Origin of the sequence: Parendozoicomonas haliclonae (assembly GCF_900174585.1) — a bacterium.
Lineage (GTDB): Bacteria > Pseudomonadota > Gammaproteobacteria > Pseudomonadales > Endozoicomonadaceae > Sansalvadorimonas > Sansalvadorimonas haliclonae.
This window is the reverse complement of sequence record NZ_FWPT01000058.1, coordinates 1-451: the sequence shown is the minus strand read 5'-3', so window position 1 is coordinate 451 and position 451 is coordinate 1. Positions and strand designations below refer to the sequence as shown.

1 protein-coding gene is annotated in these 451 nt (G+C 56.3%); it reads left to right on the top strand.

The features are described from left to right. Positions 1–39 precede the first annotated feature (39 nt). Positions 40–451: FAD:protein FMN transferase (locus tag EHSB41UT_RS24245; protein WP_207626760.1), on the top strand; the 412-nt coding region annotated here is incomplete at its 3' end.

Genomic DNA, 451 nt, shown 5'->3' with positions numbered 1-451 from the left:
GATATACGCTTGCGTCCATTCGAATGAGGATAAACAGCGATGAAAATGACTTTTGGCCGGGCCGTGTGTCTGGCGGCGGCTTTTTTACTTATGGGCTGCGATGAGGCTCCCGAAACGACAACAGCGTCACCTGCCGCTCAGGTGCTGGAAGGTAAAACGATGGGGACCCTCTGGCGGGTGAGCGTGGTTGGCATCGATGCGAAACGCGCCGCAGAGTTACAGACTAAAATCCAGACTCAGCTTGATGCTGATGATTGGTTGCTTTCTACCTATAAAAATGATTCCGCGCTGATGCGTTTTAACCATTCACGCAGCCTTGCGCCCTGGCCGGTCAGCGAAGCCATGGCGGATATCGTGACCTCGGCGCTACGTATTGGCGCGAAGACGGACGGCGCGATGGATATCACCGTGGGCCCGCTGGTCAATCTGTGGGGGTTTGGGCCGGATCGGC